A 21466-nucleotide genomic window follows, 5' to 3' on the forward strand; every position below is an offset into this window, starting at 1 on the left:
GGCTGTGCGATACCCGGTGCGATGCCAGCCACGGGGATGATCATGGCCAAGATCGAAACACTCCTGATTGCCAATCGCGGCGAGATTGCCTGCCGGGTCATCCGGACCGCTCAGAGCATGGGAATCCGCTGTGTTGCGGTGTATTCCGAGGCCGATGCCAGCGCGCCGCACGTGCGCATGGCCGACGAGGCAGTGCTGCTGGGGCCGGCGCCAGCGTCGGAGAGCTATCTGCTGGGCGACAAGATCATTCAGGCGGCCAAGGATACCGGCGCAGACGCGATCCACCCGGGCTATGGATTCCTGTCTGAGAACGCTGCTTTCGCTGAAGCCTGTGCCGAGAATGGTGTCATTTTCGTCGGTCCTTCGGCCAAGGCGATCCGGGCCATGGGTCTGAAGGACCAGGCCAAGGCGCTGATGGAGAAGGCCGGTGTGCCGGTCACGCCGGGCTATCATGGCGACAATCAGGATCCGGCCCTGCTGGCCGAGGCGGCTGGCGCCATCGGTTATCCGGTGTTGATCAAGGCGGTCGCCGGTGGCGGCGGCAAGGGCATGCGCAAGGTCGACAAGGCCGAGGATTTTGCCGCGGCCCTGGACAGCTGCAAGCGGGAATCGTCGAAGAGCTTTGGCGACGACCGGGTGCTTATCGAGAAATTCATTACCAATCCCCGTCATATCGAAGTCCAGGTGTTCGGCGATACCCGTGGCCGGGTGATCCATTTGTTTGAGCGCGATTGCTCGCTGCAGCGCCGGCACCAGAAAGTGATTGAGGAGGCGCCGGCACCCGGCATGACGCCGCAGGTGCGCGCAGCCATGTGTTCAGCTGCCATCAATGCTGCGCGGGCGGTCGATTACGTTGGCGCAGGCACGGTCGAGTTCATCGTCGACGGATCCGGTCCGCTGCGCGAAGATGGGTTTTATTTCATGGAGATGAATACCCGCCTTCAAGTCGAACATCCGGTGACGGAACGGGTCACGGGACTGGATCTCGTGAAGCTGCAGCTGCAGGTCGCGGCCGGAGGCTCGGTGCCCGAGCAGGACCAGATCCACCTGACTGGCCATGCCATGGAAGCCCGTCTCTATGCCGAGGATCCGGCGGGTGGTTTCTTGCCGTCGACGGGTCCGCTGGAGCGTCTCGACCTGCCGGAAACGCGCGGCGCCTGCCGGGTTGATACCGGGGTCGAGGAAGGTGGCGAGGTGTCACTGCACTACGACCCGATGATCGCCAAGCTGATCGCCAGTGGCGAGACGAGGCGCGAGGCCGCGGTCAATCTGGCGGCCATGCTGGACGAGTTGGTGGTGTGGCCGGTCAAGACCAATGCCGGATTCCTGCGCCGCACCGTGCTCAACAAGGATTTTCTCGACGCCAAGCTGACCACCGGATTCATCGAAGAGCGCCTCGACACGTTGGTCCCAGGTGGTCTCGACGTCGCGGCGGCGGGCTTTGCGGCGCTGGCCGGGATCGCGGGGGCGCCGGAGCGGGGCGATGAGCGTGATCCTTTCGCCATTGCCGACGGGTTCCGGATGAATGCGCCGGCCCGCCTTCGCCATGGCTTCGAGCTCAATGGCGAATCGCTCGAGGCGGTGTTGGTGTTCGAGGGCGAGGATGTTCTGGTCACGGCCGGCGACGATAACGTGCGCCTGGACGGCCTCGAAGGCGGGGTCGAAGATGGCGGTGCCTGGTTCCGGGCCAGCGCCGACGGGCACGCGGTGACCGCCGAGGTGGAGCGGCGCGAGGACGGATATCTCGTCTCGTCGCGCGGCGAGACACGTCTGTTTGCCTTCGCCCATCCGGAAGCCGCTGCCGATGCGGCCGAAGCCGGCGGGGTCATCAAGGCGCCGATGCCCGGCAAGGTGCTGGCGGTCAAGGTCAAAGCCGGCGACACGGTGAGCAAGGGCCAGGCCCTGGTTGTGCTCGAGGCGATGAAGATGGAACACGCCCTCCCGGCGCCGCGCGACGGGTTGATTTCCGACGTTTCGGTGAGCGAGGGCGGTCAGGTCGCCGAGGGGGATGTGCTGGTCACCCTCGCGGAGGAAGACGAAGCAGCGGCCTAGGGCGGCAACCCAGGGACATCCCTTTCACCCGAACCAAATTTTCAGATCGAATCACACGGCAACGGTCATTCTGGCCAAATGGTCGAGTGACGAGGGAGACGCGGCCCTGATCAGGATATGCGGGCGACGCGGCGGCTTGGGATCCGTCGGATAATATCCCGTTCTACGCGAAACTGGCACCGGTTTTGCTCTGTTCTGGGGCAAACAGTGGAGGTCGGTTCAATGCGCGACACTTTCATGCAGCGGTTTGCCAGCAGCTGGTCGGACGAGGCGAAGCGGAAGTTTCGCCGAGAGCCGATGGTGGTTCGGCACAACTACCACGAACATCACCTGTTCTCCGACCTTGCCCTGGCCGCGTTGATCGAGCGCCATCCACGTGACCTGATCGACTTCTGCACCATGGGCGATGACGCCACCGACCATGACAGCTGGCGGGCTGGCGACCCCGGTTCGCTGAGCGGCCTGGAGTTGCTGGAAGTGGTGCGCACGGGCAAGCTCTGGATTCATTTGCGCCATGCCATGGACGGGGACGCCGAGTACCGGCCGATCTTCGAGGCAATGCTGGAAGACATGTGCAAGGCCTCGCCGGGTTTCCGGCCGCTGCAGTCTGAGGCGGGAATCTTGATCTCCTCGCCGCGGGCCCAGGTCTTCCTGCACTCCGACGTGTCGGAAACCATGCTCTGGCACATGCGCGGGGTGAAGCGATTTCGCACCTATCCGCCACGCCAGCCCTATCTCAATCCGCTGGACATGGAATCGGTGCTGCACCACGACAAGACCGAGGACATTCCCTTCGACCCGGCTTGGGACAAGGACGCCTTCACGGTCGATCTGCACCCCGGCATGGCGACCAACTGGCCACTACACGGGCCGCACCGGATCGAGAACCAGTCGGATCTCAATGTTTCCGTGCCGTTCGAGATATCAACGCCGGAATCGCGCCGTGCCAATGCGGTGCTGTACACCAATGGCTGGTTGCGCCGGCATTGGGGCTGGCAACCAGAGTCGACGCGCACCGACACGGTCGCAGGGCTCGCCAAGCAGGCCTTCGCCATGGCGCTGAAGGTCAAGCTCAAGCTGTTCGGCGCGACCGAGCGGCCGATGCCAAAGAGTGAGCGCACCTTCGACATCGATCCTGATGCGCCGGACGGATTTGTCGACCGAGCCCACGCCTGATGGCGGCAGTACGGGTGCGACCGGCGCTTTGATGGCGCTGCCGTATCGGCCAGACTGAAGCCATGGCCCTGCATCTCATCAAGCTCTGTGTCGGTATACCCTCGGTCGAGGCGCTGGAAGCCGAGCGCGTCCGCGAATCGGCGGCGCGCAAGGCGGCCGGCGAGCCGGACGTGATGATGCACGTGACGCGCATGATGCCGGCGCGCAAGGACGAAGTGGAAGATGGCGGTTCGCTGTACTGGGTGATCGCCGGTTCCATCCAGGCGCGCTCCGAGATTGTGTCACTCGAACGCGTCGAGGGGCGAGATGGCATCAAGCGATGCGCCATCATCATGAGCCCGGAAGTGATCCGTACCGCGCCATCGCCGCGGCGTCCGTTTCAGGGTTGGCGCTATCTCAAACCGGAAGACGCACCGCGCGACCTGTTCGCACCGGGCGCGGGCGGCGAGGATCTGCCACCGGAACTGCGTGCAAAGCTCATGGAGATCGGGGCCTGGTAGCGCGCTCCCGTAGCTGGCCGTAGGGCGTTAAGACCGTGACCGATCAGCAGAATGGAGGACGAGCAACCAGATCAGTGCTTAGGTGTGATTGATCTAGTCGGCTCGCGACACCTGTATCAATCGCACCTCATAGATTTCCGGCCACAGCTTGCCGGTGACGAAGAGGCGGTCGGTTTCTGGATCCCAGGCGATGCCATTGGCAACGGCGTCGCGTTCGCGTTCGAAGCCAGAGGGCACAAGACCGGACAGGTCGACCAGCCCGGTGACCACGCCGCTTTGCGGATCGATGCGCACGATAATGGGGGTTTGCCAGACATTGGCCCAGATCTCGCCGTTGATCCATTCAAGCTCATTCAGACGGCGCACCGGGCGGCCATTCAGAGTGACATCCAGCGTGCCCGTAAGCTGCAGGGTCTCCGGATCGAGGCGGCGCAGGCGGGCGGTGCCGTCGGACAGGATGAGATGGCTGTCATCACGGGTCAGGCCCCAGCCTTCGCCGGGATAGCTGAAGGTGTCGACCGGCTCGAGGCTATCGGCATCAAACATGAAGCCGGTGCCGGACCGCCAGCTGAGCATGTAGATGATGTCGCCGAAACGGGTCGAGCCCTCGCCGAAATATCGCGGTTCCAGCGCATGCTGACGGACCACCTCGCCGGTCTCGAGGTCGATCTGGCGTAGTGTCGACTCGCCATATTGGCCGGTGCTCTCAAACAGCTGCCCATCGCTGAAGAACAGGCCCTGGGTAAAGGCTTCAGGATCGTGCGGATAAGCGGCCAGAATCTCGGCGCGCCAGCGTTCGGGGACGGCAATCGGCGCGGGGGCGGCCAGTGTGGCAGGTGCCTCGGACGCGGGTTCCGCAGATCCCTGCATAGCGGCTTGCCCAGCATCGGAGGAATTTTCTCCGGGAGCCGGAGCCTGGGCGGAACACGCTGTCAGGGCGAGAAGGGCGAGCAGTATACGCATCATGCCGGTCGCGCCGGCCAGTTGTCGATGAGCCGGGTCTTGCCGATGCGCACCGCGGCCAGTACCCGGGCCGGCCGCTCGATGGCGCCGTCGTCGAGGGGGGCGAGGGTGTCCGCATCGCGGGCCTCGAAATAGTCGACGGCGTCGAACACGCCTTCTGCTTCGCTGTTCGCAGTCTTGGTCGCGCTCGCGACCGGCATGCCGCGGCTGAGCGCGTCGGCAAATGCCTGTCCGATGCGGTTCAGGTGGCTGGCGCGTTCGCGTTCTTCGGCGCCGAGATAGGCGTTTCGCGAGGACAGAGCGAGGCCGTCCTTCTCGCGTATGGTCTCGCCACCGATGATATCGATGCCGTAGTCGAGATCGCGCGCGAGCTGTCGGATCACCTGCAATTGCTGGTAATCCTTCTCGCCGAAGAAGGCCATGTCCGGACGGACCTGGTTGAACAGCTTGGCAACGACGGTCGCTACACCATCGAAGAAGTGGGGACGGCTATCGCTCTCGAGGCCCGCGCTCGGTCCGCCGACACTTACCCGGGTGTCGAAGGCGTCCGGGTACATAATGCTCTCGTCAGGCAGGTAGATGAGGCTGCAATCGGCAGCGGCGAGTTTCTCGACGTCGTCGATCAGGGTGCGCGGATAGGTGTCGAGGTCCTCGCCGGCAGCAAACTGCTTGGGATTGACGAATATTGAAACCACGACACGGTCGCAATGAGCGCGGGCCAGTTTCAGCAGCGCCAGGTGACCGGCATGAAGGGCGCCCATGGTCGGTACGAAGCCCACGCGCAGGCGTTCGTCGCGCCAGCTGCGCAAGCGGGCACGCAGGGCTGAAACCGTCGTGGCATGGGGAATCTGGGCGTTGAGCATGGGGCTTCCGGTCGCGACAAGGATAGTAAATACTCAGCAGCCATGATGCATCGATCTGGCCCGACTCGTTCTACACCGCGTGGCATGAAATTTCTGCCCGTTTTTATCAGCCTGCTCGCCGTGACCGCCTGCGCCTCGGCGCCGGATGCACAGCCGTCCAACCCCTATGCGCTGCCGCTCAGCGCACCGCCGACAGCGCAGATGGACCGGGAAGCCCGCCTGGCGATGCTTACCGGCCGCGAACTGATGCGGCTGGCGCAGGAAGACCCGCTGGCCCTGGACCAAGTCGAGGCCGAGCTGGTCGCGCTTTCGCTGGCGCTTGCAGGAGCACCGGTCGCTGAACCGCAGTCAGCGGCACGTAACGGGGCGGAGTGGCCAGAAGCGCCAACGGCCCTGGAAACCGCACCAAGCGTGATGCACGCGGTACACTTGGCATCCTATCGCAGCGAGGCCATGGCCGCGGCAGGATGGCTGGCGCTGCAAGCGCGATTTGAAGGACTGGCGGGTCTGGAGCCCAGGCTGGAGGCCGCAGATCTGGCCGAGCGAGGACGCTTCCTTCGCCTCAAAGCGGGACCGTTCGATAGCCGTGAGGAGGCGCGCCGGGCCTGTGTGGTCATCGAGGCTGCGGGTGAATACTGCCGCGCGGTTGACTTCACCGGGCGGCGCATGGCGGATAACGGTCCGGGGCAGGGAGATTGAAGACGGACCGGCGCACGGCGCCGGCGGACCGGCCTGCTGTCAGGGGTGAAGCCAGATGACGTCACAGACCAGTTTCCGTTTGCCTTCGCGCCCGCTTGGTCGGGTCGGTGACGGTGTCAAGGCGGCGCACGTCATCGTTGTGGGCAATGAAAAGGGCGGAGCCGGCAAATCGACAGTGGCCATGCACCTTGTGGTGGCCCTGATGCGCATGGGCAAGACGGTCGGGGCTATCGACCTCGACCTGCGCCAGCGCACCTTCGGCCGCTATCTGATGAACCGCCAGCAATGGAGCGAGCGCCACAAGCTGTCTCTGCCATGTCCGATCGAGCTGGCTCTGGCGCCCAGCGCCCAGCGCGATCTCGACCTCGTGGAGGAAGAGGAAACCGAGCGCTTCTCAGAGGCGCTGAGCGATCTCAAGACGCGTTGCGACTTCATCGTCATAGATGCTCCGGGGGCGGACACGCTGTATTCGCGCCTAGCCCATTCCAGCGCCGACACCGTGATCACTCCGGTCAATGACAGTTTTGTCGATTTCGACCTGCTGGCGGAGATTGACCCGGAGACTTACCAGGTTGGCCGGCCCAGCCTGTACAGCGAAATGGTCTGGGAGTGCCGCAAGCGCAAGGCGGCCCTCCACAAGCGCTCGATCGACTGGGTGGTCATGCGCAACCGCATCTCGATGCTGGACGCGCGCAACAAGCGGCGCGTTGGCGAGGGACTGAAAATGCTGTCTCAGCGGATCGGCTTTCGGCTCGCGCCGGGATTTGCCGAACGGGTCATTTACCGCGAGCTGTTTCCGCTCGGCCTGACGCTTCTGGACCTGACCGAAGACGGCTCGACGGTAACCTTCACCATGAGCCATGTCGCGGCGCGCCAGGAATTGCGTGACTTGCTGATTGTCCTCAAACTGCCGGGCCTCGAGGGCGCGGCCATCCCGTTCTGATCATGGCTCCTTTTCTGCTCGGTCTTGTGGTTCTGGCTGTGCTCCTAGGGGCGGCGGCCTGGTTCTCTCGGCAGAAAACAGAGCGGGCCTCGCGCATGGTGCGGATGCTTCTGGGCGGCGGCGCGTTGCTGGCCGGACTGGTCATGGTGTTACGCGGCGCGGCGCCGCTGGGCATTCCCGTCGGGTTGTTCGGTCTGTCAATGCTGGGTCTGAGCGTTGGCCAAGGGCGCGGCGCCCAGCGTGGCGGCAACAAGGAGCACCGAGGCGACCGGGACAGCGGGCGAGCGGTGCCGAGAGAGGGGGCCATGACCGAGCGTGAGGCGCGGGAAATTCTTGGGCTCGGGCCAGAGGCCACGGCTGAGGAAATCCGCCAGGCACATCGCAACCTGATGAAGAAATTGCACCCCGACACGGGAGGCGGCTCGACCGGACTGGCCCGCCAGGTCCAGGAAGCACGCGACGTACTGCTCGGGTCGCTGGACGACTGAGCCCTAATTCAAGGTTGTGCATGTTGCTGACCGAATGTAGGGTGGTTCCGTCTTTCGGAGGGCGCTCTTGGCCCGGCCAACTGACCAGGATTGCGACCTGTTCGGCCGTTCACCCGGTCGCGGGCAAGTCGTGCCTCACAGCGGAGCCGAGCTGGCGGCCCGCCTGCGGCGGATCAGTGACGCGGCGCACGCTTCCGGCCTTGCCCGTACTTCGGCTCTGGTCGAGGTCGCAGCGCTAATGGTTGAGCTGGAGGCGGCGGTGCATCAGTGGACGGGTTCGAGGCGCTGAACCAGACCGCCCGGCAGGCGTGCAAGTCTTCCCTCCATCTCCATTTCGAGCAGGGCTGCGGTGACCAGCCCGCTGGGCAGGCCGGCCTGCCGGGCCAGCTCGTCGGGTGAGACCGGAGTTGGAGACAACAGGTCGGCGACGCGATCCACGGCAGCGGCGCGATCAATGATTGCAAGGTCTGGATCTTTGACGGGGAGCGGTTCCGCCGGAGGGTCGCCCTCCGGCTCGAACCCCAGCCCATCCTCGGTCAGGCCAGGGCGGCGCGGGCGCTGTGCAGGCTGGCGGGGTGCAGCTGCGAGGATGGCCAGGATATCGTCCACAGTCTCGACCAGGTGAGCGCCGTCGCGCAGCAAGCGGTTGGAGCCGCGCGCGCGAGGATCAAGCGGTGAGCCGGGCACAGCCATGACCTCGCGGCCCTGTTCGCCCGCGAGGCGAGCGGTGATCAGCGAACCCGAGCGCATGGCCGCCTCGATGACCAAAGTGGCCAGGCTAAGACCCGAGATCAGGCGGTTTCGGCGCGGGAAGTCACGGGCTGTGGGTATGCTGCCCAGTGGCATTTCGCTGACGAGGAGGCCGGTCTCGCCGATAGCGGCGTGCAGCTCGGCATGCTCGGGTGGATAGATGTAGTCCAGACTGCCGGCGAGGACGGCGACGGTGCCGGTCTCCAGCGCTCCGGCGTGGGCGGCGCCATCCACTCCGCGGGCGAGACCGGAGACCACGGAGACGTCTTCCTGGCCAAGGCCATGTGCCAGTTCACGGGCCAGGCGCATTCCGGCCGCCGAGGCGTTGCGGGCGCCGACCATGGCGCAGCACGGCCGATCCAATAGCTTGAGGTCGCCGCGCGCCAGTAGCACAGGCGGGGGATCGGGTATGGCTGCGAGCCAGGCGGGATAGGCGGGGTCGAGTCCGGTCAGGCAGGCGACGTCACCGGCAGCGAGTTGCTCAAGCTCGGTCTCTATACTGTCTCTGCCGGGAGGGCTGGGCGGCGGCCGCCCGGCACGGGCATAGCGGGCTGGCAGGTCATCCAGAGCATCGGCAGCGGTGCCGTAATGGGCCAGGAGACGGGCAAAGCCGACCGGACCGATGCCGCGGGTGCGGGCCAGGCGCAGCCAGGCGATCCTTTCGCCATAGCCGGGCCCGGCACCACTCATGACGCCGGGTCGGGCGGCGGCGCCGTCGTCTCGCTGTCTTCGGCGGCCTTCTTTTCGGCGCCGATGCGGGGCTCGTTACCGGCGAGGATGCGGGCAATATTGGTCCGGTGGCGCCAGTAGACGAGCGCCGTGAGCACAGCTGCCATGAGGGCGACGTCGAGGCGGCCCATCACAGCGGCGGCGATCGGCGCGCCGAGGGCGGCCACGAGGGCGGCGAGCGAAGACATGCGCAACAGGGCGGCGGTGGCCAGCCAGGTAGCGATGACCACAAGGCCGACCGGCCACATGACAACCAGCATGACGCCGACATAGGTGGCGACGCCCTTGCCGCCCCTGAACTTGAGCCACACCGGGTAGCAATGGCCGATGAAGGCCGCGGCGCCGGCAACCAGGCCGGCCGTGGTACCGAGCAGGGCCCAGAACACGGCCGCAGCGATACCGGCCTTGCCCGCGTCGAGCACGAGGGTAGCGGCGGCCAGGTCCTTGCGGCCGGTGCGAAGCACGTTGGTGGCACCGATATTGCCGGAGCCGATGTCGCGGATGTCGCCGAGTCCGGCCAGACGGGTGAGGACCAGCCCGAAGGGGATGGAGCCGAACAGGTAGCCGCCAATGGCGGCGATGGCGATGTTAAGTGCGAGCATGCCTACACCTTCACGTTGTGCATTGTTGCGCCGCCCACGATGGTTTGCAAGACCCGGCCCTGGAAACGGCGTCCGGCCCAGGCGCTGTTACGGCGCGGCGAGCGGAAACGATCCGGGTCACAGACCCAGGGCGCGTCTCCGTCAACGAGAATGAGATCGGCCGGGGCGCCCTCGCTGATGCGGCCCTGCGGCAGGCCGAGTAGGTCGGCCGGGCCGCTGGTGACCACGCGCAGGGCGTCAAGCAGGTCGAGCTGGCCGTCGTGAACCAGGCCCAGCAGGGCGCCAAGCAGGGTTTCCACGGCCAGTGTGCCGGGCGCGGCCAGGGCAAAGGGTTCACCCTTGTCGTCAAGCGGTGTCGGGCGGTGGTCGGACACCACGGCGTCGATATCGCCGGCGGCGACGGCCTCGACCAGAGCCAGGCGGTCGGCTTCGCTGCGCAAGGGCGGATCCATGCGGAAGGCACTGTCGAGGCCGCCCGCATCGACCTCGTTGAGGCTGAGATGGGCGATCGCCACGGTGGTGGCAATCTCGAGGTCGCGGGCGCGGGCCTGGCGCAGCGCTTCCAGTCCGGCTGCGGTGGACAGGCGGTCGATCATCAGGCGTCCGCCCGAAAGTTCGGCAAGGGCGGCGTCGCGGCCGATGGCGATGCGCTCGGACACGGCGGGCTCGGAGGGCAGCCCGAAGCGGGCGGACCAGTCGCTTTCCAGAGCGACGGCGCCACTCGACAGGTCGGCATCGGCCGGGCGTACCGAAAGCCAGGTATCGAACTGGCTGGTATAGGCGAGCAGGCGACGCATCAGGCGGGCATCTGCGACCGGGCGGTCGCCATTGGCGATATAGGCGGCGCCCGCCTTCACCATGAGGCCGATCTCGGCCATTTGCTCGCCACGCAGGCCGGTCGTGGCAGCGGCCGCGGTCAGCACACGCGGACGCTTGGAGGCGTAGCTCTTGGCCATGCCTGCAAATCCACCGGCATTGTCGAGCGGGCTGTCATCATTGGGGGCGAGTACCAGTGTGCCGATCCCGCCCACGGCCGCGCCGGCGAGCAGGCTTTCGAGGGTCTCACCGTCCGGCGTCAGTCCGGCTTCGCGGGCGCAGCGCAGGTCGATCAGGGCCGGGGCGAGAATGCGGCCGCGAGCATCGATGACCTCGTCAGCGGCGTCGCGATCGATCTCTGCACCGACCTGGACGATGCAGCCATTCTCGACGAGCACCCCACCCGGGGCGTCATGGCCGCTGGCGGGGTCAACCAGGCGGGCATTGATGATAGCCAGGCAGTCACTCATCTCCGGCCTCCCGCCGCAGCGTTTCGCCGATCAGTTCGAGCACCGCCATGCGCACGGCGACACCGTTTTCCACCTGTTCCAGGACAACCGAGCGGTCGGGGTCGTCGGCGAGGCGCGAGTGGATCTCGACGCCGCGATTCATCGGCCCGGGATGCAGGACCAGGCAGTCGGGCGAGGCGGCTTCGAGGCGCTCGTGGGTCAGGCCGAAGAGGTGGAAGAACTCGCGCCCGGACGGCACGAAGCCGCCGTTCATGCGCTCCTTCTGCTGGCGCAGGGCCATGACGGCGTCGCAGTCGGTCAGGGCCTCGTCGAGGTCGTGGAAGACGTCGCAGCCCCACTGGTCGACATCGCTGGGCAAGAGTGTGGGCGGTGCGCACAGGCGGATCTCGGCGCCGAGGATGTTGAGGAGACCGATATTCGAGCGCGCCACGCGGGAGTGCAGGATGTCCCCGACGATCAGGATGCGGCGTCCGCCGACCTCGCCCCAGTGGCGGTGCAGGGTGAAGCTGTCGAGCAGGGCCTGGGTGGGGTGTTCGTGCATGCCGTCACCGGCATTGACCACGGCGAGGCCTGTGCGATCGGCCAGGAAGGCCGGGGCGCCGGTGGCCGAATGGCGCACCACCATGATGTCGGGGCGCATGGCGGCGAGAGTTCGTGCGGTGTCGGTCAGGCTCTCGCCCTTGGAGGCGGAGGAGGAGGCCATGGCGAAATTGACCACGTCGGCGCCGAGCCGCTTGCCGGCCATCTCGAAGGAGCCCTGGGTGCGTGTCGATGGCTCGAAGAACAGATTGAGCACGGTCAGTCCGGCCAAGGCGTCGCTGGTGGCGCCGAATGTGGCATTGTGCTGGCGCCAGTGGGCGGCACGTTCGAAGATGAGCTGGATGTCGACGGGGTTGAGATCGGCCACCGACAAAAGGCGGCGGTGGGGAAAGTCGTAGGAAAATTCCGCGCGGCTCATCCCGTCTCCCGAAGTGTGGCCCTTGATGGTCGGTGGCGGCGGTATAGAGGCGGGGGGCAGGCGAGGCAAGGCTTGTCGTGCGAGGGGTGAAATGATGCGCAAAGAGAACGGGATGACGCGGATCAGGACGATGCGGGACGGAGATGCGCAGGCCGTGCTGGCGGTTTACGGCGCCGGGCTGGCAGGCGGCCATGCCTCCTTCGAGGCGGCGGTGCCGGACTGGGCGGACTTTGACGCGGCAAAACTGCCGGAACCACGCCTGGTGGCGGAACGCGGCGGGGTGGTGGTCGGCTGGGCGGCGCTGTCGCCGGTTTCCTCGCGCTGTGTCTATGGCGGGGTGGCGGAGGTGTCGGTCTATGTCGCGCCGGAGGCGGCGGGGCAGGGCGTGGGTAGGCTGTTGCTGGAAGCGTTGGTAGGGGCTTCGGAGGCGGCCGGCCTTTGGACGCTGACGGCGGGCGTTTTCGCGGAAAACGAGGCGTCTCTCCGATTGCACGCGCGCTGCGGGTTCGAGCGGCTCGGCGTCCGGCGCGGTCTCGGCCGGATGAATTACGGGCCGATGGCGGGGCGCTGGCGGGATGTGGTGCAGCTGGAGCGGCGGAGCACGGTGGTTGGGGTGGATTGAGGTCTGCGTGTGGCTTGAGATTTGATCAGGCAGCGCCACGGCGCGGAGTGAGCCATTGTTTCCTTGCCAGCCAGCGGGCCTCAGACGGTTTTCCGGGTCAAGGGGTATACCCGCGCAGCGGCGCTCCGCGCCCTTGACCCGGAAAACCGTCTGAGGCGAAGTCTCGGCAAGGGAAGAATGGTTGGGTGGGCGCGGTTGCGCCCTTTTTCGTACCCGGTGATGCGCAGCTGCTTGGCCGGTGATCCAAGCCCCCTATCAACCCAGCAGCCAGAGCCAGAACGGGATCGTGACGAAGCAGAACAGGGCGCTGGCGGTGATGTCGCCGGCGGAATAGGGGGCGTCGCCGCCGAGTTGCTGGGCCAGGACATAGGCCGAAGCGGCGCCGGGCGAGGCACCGGTGAGGAGAAGGACGGTAAGTTCCACGCCCTCGATGCCGAAAGACCGGCCAATGGCCCAGAACACCAGGGGCCCGATCATCAGCTTGATAAAGACCGACAGGCCGAGCAGGCGCGGGCGGGCGCGCATGGCGGTGAAGTTGAGGCCGGCGCCGACGGCGAGCAGGATCAGCGGCAGGGCGGCCTGGCCGGTCAGGGCGATGGTATCGGCCAGGATCGGGTGGACCGGAATGTCGGCCAGGTTGACGATGCCGCCGGCGGCCGAGCCGAGGATCAGCGGATTGGTGATGATCCGGTAGCCGATCGAGCGCCATTGCGGGGCGGCGCCGGTGCCCCACACCGACAGCACGGCGACGCATTCGATGTTCACCAGCGGGATCGAGGCGACCATGACCAGGGCGACCAGGACCTCGCCGCGATCGCCGAACAGGGCAATGGCGATGGCCAGGATCAGCAGTCCGTTCCAGCGGCTGGTGGCCTGGAACAGGGAGGTGAAGGTCGGGTCGGGGATGCGCAGCAGGGGTTTGAGTGCCAGGGTCAGGGCCGCCATGCCGACAAATCCGAGCATGGCGGCAGCCATGAAGGGGCCGAGCTCGAGCTGGCTCAGGTCGGCAAAGGCGATGGAGGAGAAGAGAAGGGCCGGGGACAGGCCGAGATAGGCGAGCCGGGAGATCGGACCCCAGCTGGATTCGGGCAACAGTGCCGAGCGGCGCAGCAGCCAGCCAAGGAAGATGACGCCGAAGACCGGGACGAGGGCGGAGATGATGGGGGTCATGGACGCGCCTTTCGCCGGGAGCGCGCTGCAGCGTGGTCCTTCCCCTTGATGGGGAAGGTGCCCCGCGCATGCGGGGCGGATGGGGTGAATCCCGGTGCCAGCCGCGTCCAGCACCGGGATTCACCCGCTCCGTCTCGCCGCTGAAGCGGCGATCCACCTCCCCCATCAAGGGGGAGGACCTGGGGCGGTGCGTCGGTGAGAACCTCGGCCTGGCGGCCTCGGCCCCCATCGGCCCGTCGCGGCGCGCCGGGCCACTTCCCCCGCGGGGCGGGGGAAGGAACGGATAGCGCGCTCTCTGTCGAGGCCTCAGTCACGCTGCATCTCCAGACGGTCCAGCGCGCTCTGCAGGATGTTGGCGGCGGCGTGGGCGTCGATGACCTGCTTGCGCCGATCGCGGCGCATGCCGGCGCTGATCAGGTGCTGCTCGGCTTCGAAGGTGGACAGGCGCTCGTCCTGGAAGGCGATGGGCAGGTCGCGCAGCTTGAGCAGGTTGCGGGCCAGCGCCTTGACCGATTGCACGCGCGGGCCGTCCGAACCGTCCATGTTGAGGGGCAGACCGATGACCAGGGCGACGGCCTTGCGCTCGTCATAAAGGGTGAAAATGCGCTCGGCGTCGGCGGAGAACTTGGCGCGCTGGATGGTTTCGACCGGCGTGGCGAGGCCGCGCGAGGCGCCGCAGGCGGCCACGCCGATGGTCTTGGTGCCCGGATCGAGGGCGAGGAGGGGGCCGGCAGGCAGTTCGGCAAGGTCGCAGATGGGCATGCCCGGGTGTTCGCGCGTGCAGGGATTGCCGTCAAGCTTTCTTGCGCTGCAACAAGGGGATTGCTACTCAACGCGCCACGATTATCCGGAGTGCCTGTCCCATGTCCGTCACCGCCGATGACGTGCGTCGCATCGCCCGTCTTGCCCGCCTTGCCGAACCCACCGAACGCGTCGAGACGCTGGTCGGCGAGCTCAATGGAATCCTCAGCTGGATCGAGCAGTTGAACGAGGTCGATGTCGATGGCGTCGAAGCCATGACCACGCCGGTGAAATTCCCCCTGCCGCAGCGCGCCGACGAGATCACCGATGGCGATTGCCGAGACAAGGTGCTGGCCAATGCGCCGAAGTCCGATGAGGGCTTCTTCGTCGTTCCCAAGAGCGTGGAGTAGGCGGCATGAGCGATCTTCTCAAACTGAGCCTTGCCGATGTCTCGCAGAAGCTGAAGAACCGCGACGTGTCGTCGGTCGAGCTGACCCGTGCGGCACTGGACGCCTGCCAGGCGGCGCAGCCGAAGCTGAACGCCTTCACGGCATTTGACGAGGACAAGTCGATGTCCATGGCCGAGGCGGCCGATGCGCGCCTGGCCAAGGGCGAGGGCGGGGCGCTGGAAGGCGTGCCGCTGGCGATCAAGGACCTGTTCGCCGTCGAGGGCGTCGACACGTCGGCCTCGTCGAACATCCTCAAGGGCTTCAAGCCGACCTATGAGTCAACCGTCACGGCAAAGCTGTGGGAGGCCGGCGGCGTCTTCCTGGCCAAGACCTCGATGGACGAGTTCGCCATGGGCTCGTCGAACGAGACGGCCAATACCGGGCCGGTCAACAACCCGTGGACGCGCAGCGAGGGCGAGATGCTCACCCCGGGCGGCTCCTCGGGCGGTTCGGCGGCGGCGTTGGCGGCCGATCTGTGCTTTGGCTCGACCGGTACCGATACCGGCGGCTCGATCCGCCAGCCGGCGGCGTTCACCGGTACGGTCGGGGTCAAGGCGACCTATGGCCGGACGTCGCGCTGGGGCACGGTGGCCTTTGCCTCCTCGCTCGACCATCCCGGCCCGTTCGGCAAGACGGTCAAGGACAGCGCCATCCTGCTGCAGGCCATGTCGGGGCATGACCCGAAGGACTCGACCTCGCTGCCCAATGACGTGCCGGACTTCGCGGCGGCGTGTGGGCAATCCGTGAAGGGGTTGCGCATCGGCGTGCCCAAGGAATACCGCATGGACGGCATGCCGGCGGAGATCGACGAGGTCTGGCAGCAGGGCATTGACTGGCTCAGGGCGGCCGGCTGCGAGATCGTCGACATCACGCTGCCGCACACCAAGTATGCCCTGCCGGCCTATTACATCGTGGCGCCGGCGGAAGCCTCGTCAAACCTGGCCCGCTATGACGGCATGCGCTTCGGCAACCGGGTTGAAGGCAAGGACCTGACCGAGACCTATGAGCGGACCCGCGGCCAGGGCTTCGGTGACGAGGTGCAGCGGCGCATCATGATCGGCACGTATGTGCTGTCGGCCGGCTATTACGATGCCTATTACCTGCGCGCCCAGAAGGTGCGCACGCGCATCCTGCAGGACTTCGACCAGGCCTTCGAGAAGGTCGACGCCATCCTGACCCCGTCGGCGCCGTCGGCGGCCTTCCCGCTGGGGTCCAAGTCGGACGACCCGATCGCGATGTATCTCAACGACATTTTCACGGTGACGGCGAACCTGGCCGGGGTGCCGGCGATGTCGGTGCCGGCCGGGCTCGACAAGGACGGTCTGCCGCTGGGGCTGCAGGTGATTTCGCGCGCCTTGGACGAGGAGACGATGTTCAAGGTCGGCGCGGCGCTGGAGGACAGCGCGGCCTTCAATCACAAACCGAAAGTCTGGTGGTAGCGTCATGAGCGACCTGTCGCCGCCCCCCAAGCCGGACTGGCTCAACCGCTTTATCGCTCTGGCGGTGGCGTTGATGTGCCTGGTCTTCGGCATACCGGTGGCGGCCTATGGTCTGGTGGCGCTGTGGGCGGCGGCGACGACGCTGCAAGTGCCGACCCTGGGCCACGTGCTGGCGCTGGTGCTTGGGCTGGCGCTGGTCGCCGGGTCTGCGGCGATCGCGTGGCGCACTTTCGTGCCGGCTCCGGGCCGCAGCCGCGGAGACAAGTCTTGAGTGCGGTGCCGCATCCGGCGGTCAAGCTGGCCCGACCGGCCTTCCTGGTCGGGGCGCTGTTGCTGCTGGCCGGAGCCGTGGTCTATCGCGGCCTTGTCGAACTGGAGCCGGTGGCCATCTGGACCATCGCGCTGATGGTGCCGGGCTTGGGCTTCGTGCTGTTCGGCCTGACCGTGACCATGGCCGGCCGCGTCCTGACCGCCGCCATGAATACGCCGGAAGATGAACGTCCCGGATGGGATGATGAGGACGAGGAGGATGAGCACCGGACCTAGGTCCTTCCCCTTGATGGGGAAGGTGGGCCGCGCATGCGGCTCGGATGGGGTGAATCCCGGTGCTGGCCGTGTCGGGCACCGGGGTTCACCCGCTCCGTCTCGCCGCTGAAGCGGCGATCCACCTCCCCCATCAAGGGGGAGGACCTCTGTAGCGACCGTCACAGCCCCACCGGCTGACGTTGTACCAGGCTCTCTCCAACGGAAGGAGGCCGGCATGACTGGGCGCTCGGTTCGGATGGCGCGCAACATGCGCAAGGCGATGACGCCGCAGGAAGTTCGGGTGTGGTGTGCACTCAGGGCGCTGAAGGCCGAGGGGTACAAGTTTCGGCGGCAGGTGCCGCTCGGGCCGTACATTGTCGATTTCGCCTGCTTCGATCCGAAGCTCGTGGTCGAGATCGATGGTGGCCAGCATGGCGAGGATGACCACCGCAGGCGCGACGCGGAGCGCGACCGGTGGCTCAATCGCCGAGGATTTGCCGTTCACCGGGCATGGAATTGCGAGGTGGACGAGAATATCGATGGCGTCCTGGAGGCCATCGGGACGTATTTGAGAGGGAAGGGTCAGTCATGACCGAACACAGCTATCGCCTGCCGGGTGTGACCGGGGACTGGGAAGTCGTGATGGGGCTGGAGATCCATGCCCAGGTGGTGTCGAATGCCAAGCTTTTCTCCGGCGCGGCGACGGCCTTTGGTGCAGCGCCCAATACCCAGGTCTCGCTGGTCGATGCGGCGATGCCGGGCATGCTGCCGGTGATCAACGAGAAAGTGGTCGAGCAGGCGGTGAAGACCGGGCTGGGTCTGAATGCCGAGATCAATCTGTGGTCCCGCTTCGATCGCAAGAACTATTTTTACCCGGACCTGCCGCAGGGCTACCAGATTTCCCAATTCGCCTATCCGATCGTCGGCGAGGGCGAGATCGAGTGCGAGCGCGATGACGGGTCGCGCTTCACCGTGCGCATCGAGCGCCTGCATCTTGAGCAGGACGCCGGCAAGTCGATCCACGATCTCGATCCGAACTCGACCTATGTCGATCTCAACCGCTCGGGCGTGGCGCTGATGGAGATCGTCTCCAAGCCGGACATCCGCTCGCCGGAAGAGGCCTCGGCCTATGTCTCCAAGCTGCGCACCATCCTGCGCTATCTGGGCACGTGCGGCGGCGACATGGAAAAGGGCCAGCTGCGGGCCGATGTGAATGTGTCGGTGTGCAAGCCCGGCGCCTACGAGAAATTCCGCGAGACCGGCGATTTCGGCCATCTCGGCACGCGCTGCGAGATCAAGAACGTCAACTCGCTGCGCTTTATCCGCCAGGCCATCGAGTACGAAGCGCAGCGCCAGATCGACATCCTCGAGGAGGGCGGCAAGATCGACCAGGAAACCCGCCTGTTCGATGCCGGCACCGGCGTGACGCGTTCCATGCGCTCCAAGGAAGAGGCGCATGATTACCGCTACTTCCCCGATCCCGACCTGCTGCCGCTGGAGCTGCAGCAAACCTGGGTCGACGAGATCAGGGCCAATCTGCCCGAACTGCCGGACCAGAAGCGCGAACGTTTCGTGCGCGAGCTCGGCCTTTCGGAATATGACGCCGCCGTGCTGGCGGCCGACAAGGACCGCGCCGCCTATTTCGAGGAAGTGGCCGAGGGCCGCGATGCCAAGCTGGCCTCCAACTGGGTCAATAACGAGCTCTACGGCCGCCTCAACAAGGAAGGCCTGACGATCACCGAGAGCCCGGTCTCCTCGGCCCAGCTCGGCGGCCTGGTGGCGCTGATCGAGGACAAGACGATCTCCGGCAAGATTGCCAAGGACGTGTTCGAGATCCTGTGGGCCGAGGGCGGCGACCCGGCCGAGATCGTGGAAGCCCGCGGTCTCAAGCAGGTCACCGATACCGGCGCTATCGAGAAGGTCGTCGACCAGCTGATCGCCGACAATCCGGAACAGGCGGCCAAGGTCAAGGACAAGCCCAAGACGATGGGCTGGTTCGTCGGCCAGGTGATGAAGGCCATGCAGGGCAAGGCCAATCCGCAGGCCGTGAACGAGATTTTGCGGAAGAAGTTGCTGGGGTAGGGTCCGGGGTATCCTCGCGGTTCCAGATCCAATCGGTGTCATCCCGCATGGATGCCCCGCGAATGCGGGGATGAAGTGCGGGACCCATTACCCCGGTGTCGGTTGATGGTGCGCGCTGGTCGGAGAGCGAGGGTATAGGTCCCGGCCCTTCGGCCCGCCTCCGCGGGCCATGCGGCCGGGATGACACCGTTGGGGCGACAGCAACGCGCGACGGCGCGGAGAGGACCATAGATCTCTTGTCGGCCAGCGGGCCTCAGAGGGTGAAAGCTGTCAAGGGCCCGTAGGGCCGCTACGCGGTTGAAACCCTTGACAGCTTTCACCCTCTGAGGCGTCATCTCGGCAAGAGATGAATGGGCAGGTGCGGGCGCGGTGCGTCCGCATCCTTCGTTTCGGGCTGGCCTACATCCCCGGCTGCGGCACGGCCGGGCTGACCGGCTTGCCCTTGCCCTTCAGCAACGGCGGCCAGTAGCCGTACGTCCCGGCGCGCCACAGCCACTCGACGGGGCCCATGGTGAAGACCGACAGCCAGGCCATCGAGAACACCAGGTTGAAGGCCCACATGCCGGCGACGACGTAGTAGAGCTCGTGGCGGGCCAGTTCGCCGAACCAGCCCAGGCCGACGAACAGGATGAGGGCGATGGCCGAGTGGGCGAGGTAATTGGTCAGGGCCATGCGGCCGACGGCGCCGACGCTGGCCTTGAGCAGGCCGATGAGCGGGCTCTTGCACAGCAGCAGGAAGATGCCGAGCCAGAAGAAGGCCAGAGTGTAGCGTCCGATCTCGTAGGTGCGCAGGGACTCGAAGAAACCGTGTATGGTGTAGCCGCTGTCGATGATGGCGCGGGTTTCCATCCAGTTGACCGGCAGGCCGACGGCCCCGGCGGCGATGGTGAGGATGACCAGGGCGCGCACGCTCCAGCGATTTTGCAGCAGGCCCAGACGGAAGGCGATCATGCCGACCAGCATGGCCCCGAGCGGATCGAGGATGGAAAACATCACGAACATGATGACCGGGATGCCGAACCGTTCGCCCATATTGGCCCCGACCAGGCTGGCCCAGCCCGCGTGGGCGTCCAGCGCCTCGGCGATGGCCGCCTCGTTCGGCTCGATGAAGGCGATCTTGTCCGGCCAGGTCTCCAGCAGCTCGACCTGCTCCTCGTCGAGCTCGCCGCCCTCGGCCTGCAGGCTGATGGCGGCCTCGTAGGCCGCGCCCATGCCGGCGAACTTCATGCCGCCGGCGAAATTGAAGCCGGAAATGATCAGCGAGATCAGCACCGCCCAGACCACCAGGCCGCGAATTTTCGAGCCGTAGAAAACCACCAGCAGCAGGCCGGCCACGCCATAGGCGAACAGGATGTCGCCGCCCCAGGCGAGGAGGGCGATGTCGACGATGCCGAGCAGCATCAGGAGCAGCATGCGGCGGGCATACATCTTGGCCCCCATGAGGCCGAGATTCTTCGCCTGCATGCGGTCGAGCAGGAGCACGAAGCCGGCCCCGAACAGCATCGAGAACAGGGTCCGCATCGAGCCCTCGAAGAAAGTCTGGGTGATGAACCAGGTGGTGTGTTCGGCGGGACTGGGTTCGCCAAGCGCCGCCGGGTTGAAATAGGCCGCGAAAGGCAGGCCCATGGCGACGATGTTCATCAGCAGGATGCCGAACAGGGCGAAGCCGCGCACGATGTCGAGGCTGTCGAGACGGTCTGCGCGCCCGGTTGGCGCCAGTGTGGACGGGTTCATGACATGTCCTCCCCTTCAGGTAGTATACCTCAGCCCGCTCGCTTCGGACAAGAACCCGTCCGTCCGCCGGGGGATATCAAATCGAGAAACTCCGCGTGAACTCTCCTCGCCGATGCGCGTTGCAAGCGGACCAACCCCAGCCGTGAGATGCGCCATGACCGACGTCGCGACCTTCACCCTTGAACGCTATATCGAAGCCGATCCGGAGACCGTTTTCGCGGCCTGGACGGAAGCCGCGAAAGCCCGGGGCTGGCTGTTCACCTCGCCGGGGCGCGAAGCGGTGCGCTGTGACATCGACGCCCGGGTCGGCGGACGCTTCATCATCGTCGACCGGGCCGAGGACGGCGACCAGTTCCACGTTGGCGAGTTTCTCGAATTCAACGCGCCGACGCGGCTCAAATTCCGTTATCGGGAAGGGCGTTCCGAAAGCAGCAGTCTGGAGCGGTCGAGCCAGGCCGTGGTCACCTGCATCCCCTTCCGCACGGGCTGCCAGCTGACCTTCGTGCACCGTGCCGATGAGGGCGCTCGAGAGGAGGGCGAAGCCGCGCGGCGGCTCTGGGAGCGCCAGCTCGACATGCTGGCGGCCCGCCTTGGCAGTTACGTGGCCGGTCCGGATGTCGAGCCATTTGACGGTGGCATGGCCGAAGTCTGAACCTCCGGTAGCCGGCGAGCGTGCCCCGGACTGTTTCATGACG

24 protein-coding genes are annotated in these 21466 nt (G+C 66.2%); 15 read left to right on the plus strand and 9 right to left on the minus strand.

What is annotated here, in order from left to right:
- The first annotated feature begins 42 nt into the window (after window positions 1–42).
- From ACXYMR_RS12890 to ACXYMR_RS12900, 3 genes are all read left to right on the plus strand, one after another.
- The gene (locus ACXYMR_RS12890; protein ID WP_458943294.1) at window positions 43–2052 is read left to right on the plus strand and encodes an acetyl/propionyl/methylcrotonyl-CoA carboxylase subunit alpha; all 2010 of its coding nucleotides are present in this window, start codon (window positions 43–45) and stop codon (window positions 2050–2052) included.
- Window positions 2053–2274: 222 nt separating this feature from the next.
- Window positions 2275–3228, plus strand: a complete 954-nt coding sequence (locus ACXYMR_RS12895; RefSeq protein ID WP_458943295.1) for a hypothetical protein — start codon at window positions 2275–2277, stop codon at window positions 3226–3228.
- A 62-nt stretch (window positions 3229–3290) separates the two neighbouring features.
- Entirely contained in the window at window positions 3291–3728 is a 438-nt protein-coding gene (locus tag ACXYMR_RS12900) for a DUF1489 family protein (protein ID WP_458943296.1), read from the plus strand.
- A 93-nt stretch (window positions 3729–3821) separates the two neighbouring features.
- Here the strand turns inward: ACXYMR_RS12900 and ACXYMR_RS12905 are convergent, their stop codons facing one another.
- Both ACXYMR_RS12905 and panC read right to left on the minus strand, forming a co-directional pair.
- Window positions 3822–4694: a glutaminyl-peptide cyclotransferase gene (locus tag ACXYMR_RS12905; RefSeq protein WP_458943297.1), complete on the minus strand. Its 873-nt coding sequence runs from the start codon at window positions 4692–4694 to the stop codon at window positions 3822–3824.
- The gene (panC, locus tag ACXYMR_RS12910) at window positions 4691–5554 is read right to left on the minus strand and encodes a pantoate--beta-alanine ligase (protein WP_458943298.1); all 864 of its coding nucleotides are present in this window, start codon (window positions 5552–5554) and stop codon (window positions 4691–4693) included. Before panC ends, ACXYMR_RS12905 begins: the two co-directional genes overlap by 4 nt.
- An 84-nt stretch (window positions 5555–5638) precedes the next feature.
- Between panC and ACXYMR_RS12915 the strand changes: the two genes are divergently transcribed.
- The 4 genes from ACXYMR_RS12915 (at window position 5639) to ACXYMR_RS12930 (ending at window position 7973) form a co-directional block, all read left to right on the plus strand.
- Window positions 5639–6253: an SPOR domain-containing protein gene (locus ACXYMR_RS12915; RefSeq protein ID WP_458943299.1), complete on the plus strand. Its 615-nt coding sequence runs from the start codon at window positions 5639–5641 to the stop codon at window positions 6251–6253.
- 55 nt (window positions 6254–6308) lie between these two features.
- Entirely contained in the window at window positions 6309–7196 is an 888-nt protein-coding gene (locus ACXYMR_RS12920) for a division plane positioning ATPase MipZ (protein WP_458943300.1), read from the plus strand.
- Window positions 7197–7291: 95 nt separating this feature from the next.
- Complete coding sequence (locus ACXYMR_RS12925) at window positions 7292–7684, plus strand: J domain-containing protein (RefSeq protein WP_458943301.1); 393 nt, start codon at window positions 7292–7294, stop codon at window positions 7682–7684.
- Window positions 7685–7751: 67 nt separating this feature from the next.
- Complete coding sequence (locus tag ACXYMR_RS12930) at window positions 7752–7973, plus strand: hypothetical protein (RefSeq protein WP_458943302.1); 222 nt, start codon at window positions 7752–7754, stop codon at window positions 7971–7973.
- Here ACXYMR_RS12930 and dprA read toward each other — a convergent pair.
- Genes dprA through ACXYMR_RS12950 form a run of 4 tightly spaced genes read right to left on the minus strand, consistent with a single transcriptional unit; the run spans window position 7949 to window position 12009 of the window.
- Complete coding sequence (dprA, locus tag ACXYMR_RS12935) at window positions 7949–9124, minus strand: DNA-processing protein DprA (protein ID WP_458943303.1); 1176 nt, start codon at window positions 9122–9124, stop codon at window positions 7949–7951. The two genes, ACXYMR_RS12930 and dprA, sit on opposite strands and share 25 nt — an antisense overlap.
- Complete coding sequence (plsY, locus tag ACXYMR_RS12940; protein WP_458943304.1) at window positions 9121–9765, minus strand: glycerol-3-phosphate 1-O-acyltransferase PlsY; 645 nt, start codon at window positions 9763–9765, stop codon at window positions 9121–9123. Before plsY ends, dprA begins: the two co-directional genes overlap by 4 nt.
- 2 nt (window positions 9766–9767) lie before the next feature.
- Window positions 9768–11051 carry a dihydroorotase gene (locus ACXYMR_RS12945; protein WP_458943305.1) on the minus strand — a complete coding sequence of 428 codons (1284 nt, stop codon included), beginning with the start codon at window positions 11049–11051 and terminating at the stop codon, window positions 9768–9770.
- Window positions 11044–12009 carry an aspartate carbamoyltransferase catalytic subunit gene (locus ACXYMR_RS12950; RefSeq protein WP_458943306.1) on the minus strand — a complete coding sequence of 322 codons (966 nt, stop codon included), beginning with the start codon at window positions 12007–12009 and terminating at the stop codon, window positions 11044–11046. The genes ACXYMR_RS12945 and ACXYMR_RS12950 overlap by 8 nt, the downstream gene beginning before the upstream one ends.
- A gap of 112 nt (window positions 12010–12121) precedes the next feature.
- Here ACXYMR_RS12950 and ACXYMR_RS12955 point away from each other — a divergent pair, with 112 nt between their 5' ends.
- The gene (locus ACXYMR_RS12955; RefSeq protein WP_458943307.1) at window positions 12122–12631 is read left to right on the plus strand and encodes a GNAT family N-acetyltransferase; all 510 of its coding nucleotides are present in this window, start codon (window positions 12122–12124) and stop codon (window positions 12629–12631) included.
- Between the two features lie 255 nt (window positions 12632–12886).
- Here the strand turns inward: ACXYMR_RS12955 and ACXYMR_RS12960 are convergent, their stop codons facing one another.
- Complete coding sequence (locus tag ACXYMR_RS12960; protein ID WP_458943308.1) at window positions 12887–13801, minus strand: AEC family transporter; 915 nt, start codon at window positions 13799–13801, stop codon at window positions 12887–12889.
- Window positions 13802–14107: 306 nt separating this feature from the next.
- On the minus strand, window positions 14108–14563 hold the full coding sequence (gene ruvX, locus ACXYMR_RS12965; RefSeq protein WP_458943309.1) for a Holliday junction resolvase RuvX: 456 nt from the start codon (window positions 14561–14563) through the stop codon (window positions 14108–14110).
- A gap of 101 nt (window positions 14564–14664) precedes the next feature.
- On the opposite strand from ruvX, the gene gatC reads away from it, so the two are divergent.
- The 6 genes from gatC (at window position 14665) to gatB (ending at window position 19037) form a co-directional block, all read left to right on the plus strand.
- On the plus strand, window positions 14665–14952 hold the full coding sequence (gene gatC / locus ACXYMR_RS12970) for an Asp-tRNA(Asn)/Glu-tRNA(Gln) amidotransferase subunit GatC (RefSeq protein WP_458943310.1): 288 nt from the start codon (window positions 14665–14667) through the stop codon (window positions 14950–14952).
- Window positions 14953–14957: 5 nt separating this feature from the next.
- Complete coding sequence (gene gatA / locus ACXYMR_RS12975; RefSeq protein ID WP_458943311.1) at window positions 14958–16430, plus strand: Asp-tRNA(Asn)/Glu-tRNA(Gln) amidotransferase subunit GatA; 1473 nt, start codon at window positions 14958–14960, stop codon at window positions 16428–16430.
- A gap of 4 nt (window positions 16431–16434) precedes the next feature.
- Window positions 16435–16701, plus strand: coding sequence for a hypothetical protein (locus tag ACXYMR_RS12980; protein WP_458943312.1), 267 nt, complete (start codon window positions 16435–16437; stop codon window positions 16699–16701).
- Window positions 16698–16976 (plus strand): hypothetical protein, encoded by a 279-nt coding sequence (locus ACXYMR_RS12985; RefSeq protein ID WP_458943313.1) that lies wholly within the window; start codon window positions 16698–16700, stop codon window positions 16974–16976. Before ACXYMR_RS12980 ends, ACXYMR_RS12985 begins: the two co-directional genes overlap by 4 nt.
- A 214-nt stretch (window positions 16977–17190) precedes the next feature.
- Entirely contained in the window at window positions 17191–17547 is a 357-nt protein-coding gene (locus ACXYMR_RS12990; protein WP_458943314.1) for an endonuclease domain-containing protein, read from the plus strand.
- Window positions 17544–19037: an Asp-tRNA(Asn)/Glu-tRNA(Gln) amidotransferase subunit GatB gene (gene gatB / locus ACXYMR_RS12995; RefSeq protein WP_458943315.1), complete on the plus strand. Its 1494-nt coding sequence runs from the start codon at window positions 17544–17546 to the stop codon at window positions 19035–19037. Before ACXYMR_RS12990 ends, gatB begins: the two co-directional genes overlap by 4 nt.
- Window positions 19038–19436: 399 nt before the next feature.
- On the opposite strand, the gene ACXYMR_RS13000 is transcribed toward gatB, so the two are convergent.
- Window positions 19437–20771, minus strand: coding sequence for a DUF418 domain-containing protein (locus tag ACXYMR_RS13000; RefSeq protein ID WP_458943316.1), 1335 nt, complete (start codon window positions 20769–20771; stop codon window positions 19437–19439).
- 154 nt (window positions 20772–20925) lie between these two features.
- On the opposite strand from ACXYMR_RS13000, the gene ACXYMR_RS13005 reads away from it, so the two are divergent.
- Window positions 20926–21423, plus strand: coding sequence for an SRPBCC family protein (locus tag ACXYMR_RS13005; protein WP_458943317.1), 498 nt, complete (start codon window positions 20926–20928; stop codon window positions 21421–21423).
- Window positions 21424–21466 lie beyond the last annotated feature (43 nt).

The organism is Maricaulis sp. CAU 1757 (genome assembly GCF_054482675.1).

Coding starts and splice junctions, on each gene's coding strand:
- ACXYMR_RS12890 (WP_458943294.1), top strand. CDS start 43: ATGGCCAAGATCGAAACACTCCTGATTGCCAATCGCGGCGAGATTGCC.
- ACXYMR_RS12895 (WP_458943295.1), top strand. CDS start 2,275: ATGCGCGACACTTTCATGCAGCGGTTTGCCAGCAGCTGGTCGGACGAG.
- ACXYMR_RS12900 (WP_458943296.1), top strand. CDS start 3,291: ATGGCCCTGCATCTCATCAAGCTCTGTGTCGGTATACCCTCGGTCGAG.
- ACXYMR_RS12905 (WP_458943297.1), bottom strand. CDS start 4,694: ATGATGCGTATACTGCTCGCCCTTCTCGCCCTGACAGCGTGTTCCGCC.
- panC (WP_458943298.1), bottom strand. CDS start 5,554: ATGCTCAACGCCCAGATTCCCCATGCCACGACGGTTTCAGCCCTGCGT.
- ACXYMR_RS12915 (WP_458943299.1), top strand. CDS start 5,639: ATGAAATTTCTGCCCGTTTTTATCAGCCTGCTCGCCGTGACCGCCTGC.
- ACXYMR_RS12920 (WP_458943300.1), top strand. CDS start 6,309: ATGACGTCACAGACCAGTTTCCGTTTGCCTTCGCGCCCGCTTGGTCGG.
- ACXYMR_RS12925 (WP_458943301.1), top strand. CDS start 7,292: ATGGTGCGGATGCTTCTGGGCGGCGGCGCGTTGCTGGCCGGACTGGTC.
- dprA (WP_458943303.1), bottom strand. CDS start 9,124: ATGAGTGGTGCCGGGCCCGGCTATGGCGAAAGGATCGCCTGGCTGCGC.
- plsY (WP_458943304.1), bottom strand. CDS start 9,765: ATGCTCGCACTTAACATCGCCATCGCCGCCATTGGCGGCTACCTGTTC.
- ACXYMR_RS12945 (WP_458943305.1), bottom strand. CDS start 11,051: ATGAGTGACTGCCTGGCTATCATCAATGCCCGCCTGGTTGACCCCGCC.
- ACXYMR_RS12950 (WP_458943306.1), bottom strand. CDS start 12,009: ATGAGCCGCGCGGAATTTTCCTACGACTTTCCCCACCGCCGCCTTTTG.
- ACXYMR_RS12955 (WP_458943307.1), top strand. CDS start 12,122: ATGACGCGGATCAGGACGATGCGGGACGGAGATGCGCAGGCCGTGCTG.
- ACXYMR_RS12960 (WP_458943308.1), bottom strand. CDS start 13,801: ATGACCCCCATCATCTCCGCCCTCGTCCCGGTCTTCGGCGTCATCTTC.
- ruvX (WP_458943309.1), bottom strand. CDS start 14,563: ATGCCCATCTGCGACCTTGCCGAACTGCCTGCCGGCCCCCTCCTCGCC.
- gatC (WP_458943310.1), top strand. CDS start 14,665: ATGTCCGTCACCGCCGATGACGTGCGTCGCATCGCCCGTCTTGCCCGC.
- gatA (WP_458943311.1), top strand. CDS start 14,958: ATGAGCGATCTTCTCAAACTGAGCCTTGCCGATGTCTCGCAGAAGCTG.
- ACXYMR_RS12980 (WP_458943312.1), top strand. CDS start 16,435: ATGAGCGACCTGTCGCCGCCCCCCAAGCCGGACTGGCTCAACCGCTTT.
- ACXYMR_RS12990 (WP_458943314.1), top strand. CDS start 17,191: ATGACTGGGCGCTCGGTTCGGATGGCGCGCAACATGCGCAAGGCGATG.
- gatB (WP_458943315.1), top strand. CDS start 17,544: ATGACCGAACACAGCTATCGCCTGCCGGGTGTGACCGGGGACTGGGAA.
- ACXYMR_RS13000 (WP_458943316.1), bottom strand. CDS start 20,771: ATGAACCCGTCCACACTGGCGCCAACCGGGCGCGCAGACCGTCTCGAC.
- ACXYMR_RS13005 (WP_458943317.1), top strand. CDS start 20,926: ATGACCGACGTCGCGACCTTCACCCTTGAACGCTATATCGAAGCCGAT.